4 protein-coding genes and 2 pseudogenes are annotated in these 8523 nt (G+C 48.9%); 3 read left to right on the top strand and 3 right to left on the bottom strand.

What is annotated here, in order from left to right; genetic code table 11:
• Positions 1-566 (bottom strand): annotated as a pseudogene (locus H6F50_RS04040) (hypothetical protein); the annotation flags it as partial.
• Between the two features lie 515 nt (positions 567-1081).
• On the opposite strand from H6F50_RS04040, the gene H6F50_RS04035 reads away from it, so the two are divergent.
• On the top strand, positions 1082-2092 hold the full coding sequence (locus tag H6F50_RS04035; RefSeq protein WP_190426598.1) for an NAD-dependent epimerase: 1011 nt from the start codon (positions 1082-1084) through the stop codon (positions 2090-2092).
• Positions 2093-2179: 87 nt separating this feature from the next.
• Here H6F50_RS04035 and H6F50_RS04030 read toward each other — a convergent pair whose 3' ends face one another.
• Positions 2180-4552 (bottom strand): polysaccharide biosynthesis tyrosine autokinase, encoded by a 2373-nt coding sequence (locus H6F50_RS04030; RefSeq protein ID WP_190426593.1) that lies wholly within the window; start codon positions 4550-4552, stop codon positions 2180-2182.
• A gap of 161 nt (positions 4553-4713) precedes the next feature.
• Positions 4714-6213 (bottom strand): SLBB domain-containing protein, encoded by a 1500-nt coding sequence (locus tag H6F50_RS04025; protein WP_242028890.1) that lies wholly within the window; start codon positions 6211-6213, stop codon positions 4714-4716.
• Between the two features lie 168 nt (positions 6214-6381).
• On the opposite strand from H6F50_RS04025, the gene H6F50_RS04020 reads away from it, so the two are divergent.
• Both H6F50_RS04020 and H6F50_RS04015 read left to right on the top strand, forming a co-directional pair.
• Positions 6382-8127 carry an S-layer homology domain-containing protein gene (locus H6F50_RS04020; RefSeq protein WP_199291985.1) on the top strand — a complete coding sequence of 582 codons (1746 nt, stop codon included), beginning with the start codon at positions 6382-6384 and terminating at the stop codon, positions 8125-8127.
• A 25-nt stretch (positions 8128-8152) separates the two neighbouring features.
• Positions 8153-8523 (top strand): annotated as a pseudogene (locus H6F50_RS04015) (hypothetical protein); the annotation flags it as partial.

Genomic DNA, 8523 nt, shown 5'->3' with positions numbered 1-8523 from the left:
AATCCAGCCAAAGCGATCGCGCCTAGACATAAAAATAAAGAGCGCCGCAGCAGATAGTACAAAAATGCTAGAAAAAATAAATAAATAAAAGATCGGGGAGTGCTAGAAACTAAATCATCCCTCATGGAAAGATTTTGATTGAGCAGTAGCGTGCTAATAAATCCTGCTGTTGGTACCGGAAATATTTCCATGCAGACTGCAAAACAGTAGGCGGTTGTCAGCAGTGTCAAAAAGACTGGTAGTAATTTACTCAAGCCAAGTGGCTCAATCCCCAAAAATGCTATCAATCGATAGAAAGCAGCATATCCAGAGGGGGTTATAGCTTGAAAATAGTCAGCAATAAAATCATTCGGAAACAAGCCTGAGTCTACAAATCGCTGCATCCAAAACACATACACCCGTGCATCATCTTGCACCACATATGAGCTACTGAAAGCCTGCTTGAGTCCTAAAAAACTATAAATGAGGGCGAAAGTTAAGCTTAAAGTGAACCAAAATATCATCTGAGATTTAGAAGTTTTAGCAGTCGAGGTTGTTAAAAATTTGTGCAGGTGAGTGATTACCATACGTAAGGTGACAGACTTAAGTTGAATGGGCAAAATGAAACGGAATAGACAAACCCCGTAATCCGACGCTAAGCAGAATTAAACTTAAAGCTCTTCATCAGACTAGACACGGCTGGGATAGTTCCTTGTTTCAAGGAAGCAGGAGCGTCTCCTAGGCGGCAGATGCAGGTAAGGGAGTAGCCGCATAAAGCAGCATACGCTACGCGAGGAGCGTATACACGTACCTGCGCTCCTCGCGTAGCGCTTTTCGCTCTCATCAACAAAATGCTCCCAGTTAGCTGCCTGGAGCGTACACAGGACACGCACCAGGTAGCTTGCATCAGTTTCATGGGGTTGTAAGGGCACATGAACCCTTAGTGTCACCAGGGGTTCATGTGCGGAACTATGGCATTCGGCTGAGTAATTGGGCTAGACTTTGGACTTGAACGCCTTTGGATTTGTCGCGCTCATCGCCATTATTTGTCAATGACGCTACATCAATTACCAACCTGCTAACAGCTAGTAGAAACAAAAATATGGGGAAAATTCTAGTTACTGGTGCCGCTGGTTTTGTTGGTTTTTACTTGTGTAAACTGCTGCTAGATAGAGGAGAAGAGGTCATTGGCATCGATAATCTCAATGATTATTATGATGTCAATTTAAAACAAGCTCGTCTGGAGCAACTGAAGGACAAAAATAATTTCCAATTCTACAAACTTGACTTGGCTGACCGTCAAGGAATTGCTGAGTTATTCGCGAATTCCCTGATTGAACAAGTACTACATATGGCTGCCCAGGCCGGTGTACGTTACTCGCTGCAAAATCCCCATGCTTATGTTGATAGCAATTTGGTGGGATTTACGAATATCTTAGAGGGGTGTCGGCATTCGCAAGTTAAACACTTGGTGTTTGCTTCTTCTAGTTCAGTTTATGGGGCAAATAAGAAAATGCCTTTTTCGGTGCATGACAATGTAGATCATCCGGTCAGCTTGTATGCAGCTAGTAAAAAGGCAAATGAACTGATGGCGCATACCTACAGTCATTTGTATGGTTTACCAACGACTGGCTTGCGCTTTTTTACAGTATATGGGCCGTGGGGTCGTCCAGATATGGCAATGTTTTTGTTTACCAAAGCCATTTTAGGAGGGCGTCCGATTGATGTTTTTAATTATGGTAAAATGCGGCGCGATTTTACATACATTGATGACATTGCAGAAGGAGTTTTACGAGTAGCTGATAAAATTCCACACCCAAATCCTGATTTAGCAGGAGCTGACTCCGATCCGGGAGTGAGTGCCGCACCTTATAAAATTTACAATATTGGCAATAATACGCCGGTTGAATTAGGGCGTTTTATCGAGGTTTTGGAAGATTGCCTCGGTACGAAGGCAGTGAAAAATATGCTGCCAATGCAACCGGGAGATGTTCCTGAAACTTATGCCGATATTACTGATTTACAAAGAGATGTTGGCTTCAAGCCTAGTACACCCATTGAGGTTGGAATTCCGCGTTTTGTTGAGTGGTATCGCTCTTTTTATGGGGCTTAGCAGTTAGCCATCAGTCATTAGTTCTATCCATGATTTAAAAAATGACTAAAAACTAATGACTAATTCCTAACAATTAATCGCCAAGAGCTAGCGCAATCCAAGTTTCTTTTGCAAGAGTTTCTTGGCATTCTCTACTTCTGATTCTTGATTAGAAGTGTAGTAGCGATCGTAGTAATAGTACGACCCACCGGAGCTTCTTTTCACACCGTTGGCGACCATACCCAAGACGGGGGCGCTAGAGATTTTTAATGCATCTATCGCTTGTAGCAGGATGGAGCGATCGGTTTTGCCCAGTCTCGCTACCATGATCACGCCATTGGTATGGACAGCCAGGAGTCTGCCATCTGCCAGACCTAGTATCGGTGGCGTGTCATAAATCACTAGATCAAAAACAGCGTTCAACTGCTCCATCAAATACTGCATTCGCTTGGAGGAAAGCAGTCTGGTTGGGTCTGGTGGGATTTGTCCAGCGGTTAGCACGTAGAGATTGTCCCAGGAGGGCAAGCGCTGGATGGCTTCTCTGGGAGTTAGACCTGTGGCAATGACGTTGCTCAGTCCCTGGTGGTTTTCTAAACCGAGGACATTATGAACCTGAGGACGCCGCAAATCTGCATCTACGAGCAAAACTCGCTGTCCCATTGCCGCAGCCGCCTGTGCTAGGTGTACGGATACAGTGGATTTACCATCACCTGGGGACGCTGAGCTAACCACTAGCGAGTGGATGGGGGTATCAGAACCGAGAAAACGAATATTGGTATGGAGAGAACGGAAGGATTCTAAGAAGGGAGAAGCATTGTACCAGCTAGCTTTGCGAGTGGTGGCACGCTCTTTGGATGGGCTATCTCCGATTTGGTTTTTGGCTGAGGCTCCGTTGCCATTTGGCTGGGCAAAATTGGCGAGTTCTGCGATGGGTTTGAATAGTTTGAGTTCTTTGTGGTGGGGAATCAAGCCAAGAATGGGCAGTCGGGTGCTGTCTTTGAGTTCTTCGGGGGAGTGGAAGACATTGTCGAGTCGCTCTGCTAATAAGGCAGATGCCAGCCCTAACATTACCCCAGCGATCGCTCCTAATATCAAATTTTGCTTTGGCTTGGGAAAGATAGGATCTTCTGGCTTTTGGGGTTTGGCAATCAGCTGCCAGGGAAGAGCCTTCTGTGCTGCTTCAATTTGCAGGGTTTCCCGAACGGCTAGAAAGCGGTTTAAACTCTCGGTTGCGACGTTGAGTTCCCGCTGTAAATCTGTGTACTGACGGGCAATCAGGGGCAGTAGTCTAACTTGTTGATTTAAGCGCTTTTCGGCTTGCGCGATCGCGTTGCCGCGAACTTCCAGAACCTGGACTTGGTTTGCCGCATCCACAAATTGCTGAATCAGCTCTAGACGTACCGTGCTGGGGGAAGACAAATATTGCCGTTCGCTGAGACCAGATAGATTATTTCCCAGTACTGCCGCCGCTTCTTGTTGCAAGAGGGGCAGCAAATTTTGCTGCTGCTCTTTGAGTGACTGAATGGTTGGACTTTCTGCCAGAAATCGGGCTGACTCGGTGGCAAGCTTTGTTTCGACTTCCTTAAGTTTGTTGAGTAACTGTTGGTAACGCGGTGCTTCCGAAAGAGATGCGGCAGCGATCGCTTGATTAGGGGGTAATCCTAACTGCTTTTGTAACGTTGCATACAGCGAACGGACTTCATTATGTTTTAGTTGATTATCGAGTTTTTGTTCCTCAACATTAGACACCAGCACGGCAAGTTGTTTGGCTTGTTCTTCCGGATCGAGGATGTTGTATCGCTGCCGAAATGTTTGCAGTTGTCCCTGGAGTTTATCCACCCGTTGCTGAAGTCCCGGCAATTGACCGTCTACAAACTTAATTCCCTGGTTGAGGTTAGTTTGCCGCTCCTGAAGAGAGTACCTCAGATAAACTTTAGCCAACTCAAATAATACATACTTGATTTTATCGGGATCGGTATCGCGGTAACGTACTTCTAAAATTTTTGTTTTATCTATTTGGGTAATTGTTAGGTTGTTTTCAAGAATGAGTGATTCATAGTTGATATCGGGATAGCGGTTTTGGATCTGAGCGATGAATGCCGCCATCCGTTCGGAACTAAGTAAAACTTTAATTTGGGTTTCGTAATCCAGACTAGAGTCGTTGAGAGCTGGCTCGATTGCCTGTAATTGAGTAAGTTTAGTCAGCTTATTTTCAGCCGTGACGGGTTCCACCAGGAGTTGGAACTTTCCTTCATACTTGGGTGTCTGGCTGAATGTCCATAAGCCGATTCCAGTCGTGACAACGATCGCCACCCCCGCAATCACCAAAGCACGGCGACGCACCACATTCAAGAGCTGACGAACATTCAAGTCGTCCTGGCTGTTTTCTAGAAACTGAGTTTCGTCGGTTAGCGGCAATGGCTGAAGTTGCTTGCCATTCCCTTTCGGCGATGACGGTTGAGAAAATTGGCCCGCTTCCATCTAAACCCCTGCACCTTGTTGGCTTGGTTGACGCGATCGCCAGGGAGATTCCTGGTTCTAGCCTCATTTTGTACCATGAAAGTGCAGGATGCTACATCCAAACGATCGAATTTTTTACTCAGCTCTTGATTGCGGCTCTCCAGACCTAGCCAGCCACGTTTTTACTCAAAGATTCTAAAGAAGTTGAATAAGCTGAAAACCCCTCCCAGCGGACTCAACACCGTCCCCAGCGTGTCTGAGAAATTAGCGAGGTTAGAGCGGTTCACCACCACCACGTCGTTATTGCGTAGAATCGGATTGTTTTGATCGTTGATGCCCTGAGCAAAATTGACCGGGACGTTCCGCTTAGAAATGGTGCCATTGGCGTTGAGACGAATCAGCTCTACCGAACTCCTCCGGGCACGATTGTTAAATCCTCCAGCTGCCAGCACCGCTTGATTCAAGGTCGTATTGGGTGGCAGTTCAATCGTCCCTGCTTTGGCGACTTCCCCGACCACATTGACCCGAATGGTATTGGGAGAGAAGCTAGCCGATGCGACTTGGGGTACCTCAGAGGGATCGATATTGCTAGCAGTAGGCACCACCACGGTATCTCCCTCTTGCAAGATGACATCTTGGGTGACATCCCCGGACTGTAAAAGTTGCCAGAGGTTGATATTGAGGACTTTTTCGGGTCCCGAACGGGCGGAACGGCGGACTTGAACCTGGCGAATATCTGCTAAGGAGGTAATTCCCCCTGCGACTTGAATGGCTTGGGTTACGGTGGCAGGAGTGCTGCTAGAAGCCGCAGTCGCATTCGCCTCAGGGGGAGTATTCGCAGTGGCAATGGTCGTTGGTGACACGATATAAGGCCCTGGACGGGATACTTCTCCGACTACGACAATCTTGATCGGCCCGGTGTTCTGGGGCGCAAAGCTGGCATCCGCTAAGGTACGGGATTCATCGGCGTTGATTTGGGGGCTGGTGGGGATAAACAGCGAGTCTCCATCTCGCAAGGTGAGGTCTTGACTCAAATCACCGTTGTTGAGTAATTCCCAGAGATTGACAGCGATGACTCCCGAAGAACCGGGTGAAATACGGCGCAGTTCTACTTGGCGGATATTGGCGGCTTGAGTAATGCCCCCAGCCAATTGCAGTGCTTGCGTGACGGTGGGAAATTGATTGCCTTCGGTTAGGTTAACGGTATAGGAACCCGGACGATTGACTTCCCCAGCCACTGCGATTTTGACTGGACGGGGTGCCAGCAGAGTAATGGTCAGCAAGGGGCGTCGGATGTAGCGACCGTATCTGCTAGAAATTTCATCGGTTGCTCTTTCGAGGCTCAATCCCCGAACGGGTACGCTGCCAATGATTGGCAGGTTGAGCGTACCATCGATTAACACCTGGTACTCTCCGCTGTATTCAGGAACCTCAAAAATATCCAGCCGGACGCGATCGCCTGCGCCTAGAGTATATGGGGCCTCCGATCCACGTCTGGTAGATGTTCCCGCTGGGGCAGCAGAAGGGCGCAATCCGGGGAGTTGCGCGATCGCTGGTGAAACCGTCATCGCTGCCACGGATAGGAGGGCGAAGCCCGCTACGGTTCGGGCAGCCAGTTTCGGAAAACCAGTACCCTTCGTCCAAAAATTACAGCTTGTTTCACGATGCCTATTGGCGCTCAACTTAGCACTCTCCATTCCAAATCTGTTAAACCTCGTTACACAAGTCACGCCATTGACGGATACAATCCGTAAAAAGTTGCAGTATAAAGTTTAATCACCAACGTAATTTTCCCAAACTCGTGTACCTTTGAGGTGGCAAGGAATATTTGGGTATGAGGAGGAAAGGTTATGACGCCAGCAACAGGTGGGAGCCGTGTCAGTGCAAGCAAAAAGAAATTGTGGTACCGACTACGCATCCTCCTAAGTTCCATGTTTTTGGGCAGTACGATCCTCTATGCAGCTGCCAGTCTGGCTACCACCGAGGCAAGTTCTGCTAACAGGAACGCTTCAGCACCAGCCAAGGGTAGCGGTTCAATGGGTGACGCACTCTTAAAAACGATGCTGGGGGCTGAGGCGCTGCGTTCCAACAACCCGCCTGCTCCTTCAACCACCCGTACTAGCTCTTCGCTGCCAGCGATTCGCAATCCAGCCGCTCCTGGAAGCAGTGTACAGCAACCCGGAGCCGTCAGGACGCCGTCTCAATTGGCTCAAGCCAGCACCTTCCCGGATGTACAAGGTAGCTGGGCGCAGACTTTTATTGAAGCACTCGCACAGCGAGAAGTGATCGTAGGTTTTCCAGATGGCTCTTTCCGCCCTGACGAGCCGGTGACACGCGCTCAGTTTGCCGCCATGATCCGAAAGGCTTTTCAAAGACCTGCCACTCGCCAAGCGATCGATTTTGTGGATGTGCCTGCCAATTACTGGGGTTACACAGCCATTCAGGAAGCTTATCGGACAGGGTTTTTAGAAGGATACCCCAACCAGGTTTTCCAGCCGAATCAAAACATCCCCCGCGTCCAAGTCTTGGTATCTTTGGTCAGTGGACTTAACCTGAATCCAACCGCAGATACCGCCTCAATTTTAAATGGTTTATTTCAGGATGCTAGCAGTATTCCTGCCTATGCCCGCACCAGTGTTGCCGCTGCCGCACAAAATCAACTGGTTGTCAACTATCCAGATGTGGCGCTGTTAAATCCCAATCAGTTAGCTACCCGTGCTGACGTGGCGGCATTTATTTACCAGGCTTTAGTGAATGCAGGGCAAGCGCCGCAGATTCCCCCAACGGATGTTGCCGCTCGTTACGTTGTTGGCTACGAACCCGTTGCGACAACACCGCCTCCCCTGACAGCAGAACAAGTTGCAGCCTTGCGCCAACAGTATCGACTTCCCGCACCACCGATAGTAGAACAGCTGCGGCGGTTAATTGGGGGAAATTCCAGTATTACAACACCCACGGCTTTCGGGGCTGACCGAGGGCAGGCATTTATCGGAGCTGGCTTCCAAGAAAGAACCCGCAACACCAATAAGGCAGATGGGGTAATCGCTGCGGGTATTGGTCTGGGCGATGCTCGCAAAGCCGTGGGTGTAGAAGGAGTTATCTCAATCTATGACCTCTTCGGCGATGATAGCTTTGAAGATGGTGGCATCAGCTTCAAGATTCACCGTCAGTTTGCTAATGACATAGCCGTCGCGGTTGGGGTAGAAAATATCGAGACATTTGGAGAACCCGATCCGGGGTACAGCACCGTTTACGGTGTCGTCAGTAAAGTTTTCCCGCTAGGATCTCGGACAACCGCAGGCTTCTCCCCCTCAGTTACTGCCTCTGTGGGTCTGGGTGGAGGTCGCTTTCGTTCAGTACCTGATATTGAGGCTGGCAGAGACTCGGTCAATCCGTTTGGCAGTATTGGCGTACGGGTCGCTCAACCGATATCGGTCATTGCCGAATGGAGCGGTCAAGATTTGAATGTGGGTGCTTCGATCGCTCCATTCGAGAATATACCGCTGATCATCACTCCAGCGCTTGCTGATGTAACTGGAAATGCCGGTGATGGTGCGCGTTTCATCCTAGGCGTCGGTTACGGCATCACTTTCTAAGTTTTTTGCTCGTAAAATAAAAGCCATGAACATCAAACGTCTTTCTTTAAATCTCGGTCTGGGTTTAGCTTTGGGTTCTTCTCTACTGTTTTCGGAAACAGCATTTGCCCAGACTTCAGGCAATTCAGATGTCACTGGGCCGATTATGACGACTAGCGACGTTGTCAACGGAGCCTTCATACCCGACAGAGGCGGGCGGGGAAGACTCGCCTTCAGAACAGCAGCGATCGCGTCTGCTGTCAATCAGGCAGCAGCCTCAGTCAACTCCCAGACTGCCAATAATAGCTTAGGGAACGTTTTGACAGGGACTGGAAATGTTGCTGCTAGCGCGAGCCAGCTAGAAAGCGGTCTGGTGAATGCTACTGAAGGTATTAATCCAACCCTGGCTCGTAACGT

This window comes from Coleofasciculus sp. FACHB-712, from assembly GCF_014695635.1.
Taxonomy (GTDB): domain Bacteria; phylum Cyanobacteriota; class Cyanobacteriia; order Cyanobacteriales; family FACHB-T130; genus FACHB-T130.
The sequence above is the reverse complement of the archived record's forward strand: the minus strand, read 5'-3'. Positions and strand labels throughout refer to the sequence as shown.

What these genes read in the sequence shown, in the direction of transcription:
- H6F50_RS04035 (WP_190426598.1), top strand. Translation starts at nt 1,082, where the DNA reads ATGGGGAAAATTCTAGTTACTGGTGCCGCTGGTTTTGTTGGTTTTTAC.
- H6F50_RS04030 (WP_190426593.1), bottom strand. Translation starts at nt 4,552, where the DNA reads ATGGAAGCGGGCCAATTTTCTCAACCGTCATCGCCGAAAGGGAATGGC.
- H6F50_RS04020 (WP_199291985.1), top strand. Translation starts at nt 6,382, where the DNA reads ATGACGCCAGCAACAGGTGGGAGCCGTGTCAGTGCAAGCAAAAAGAAA.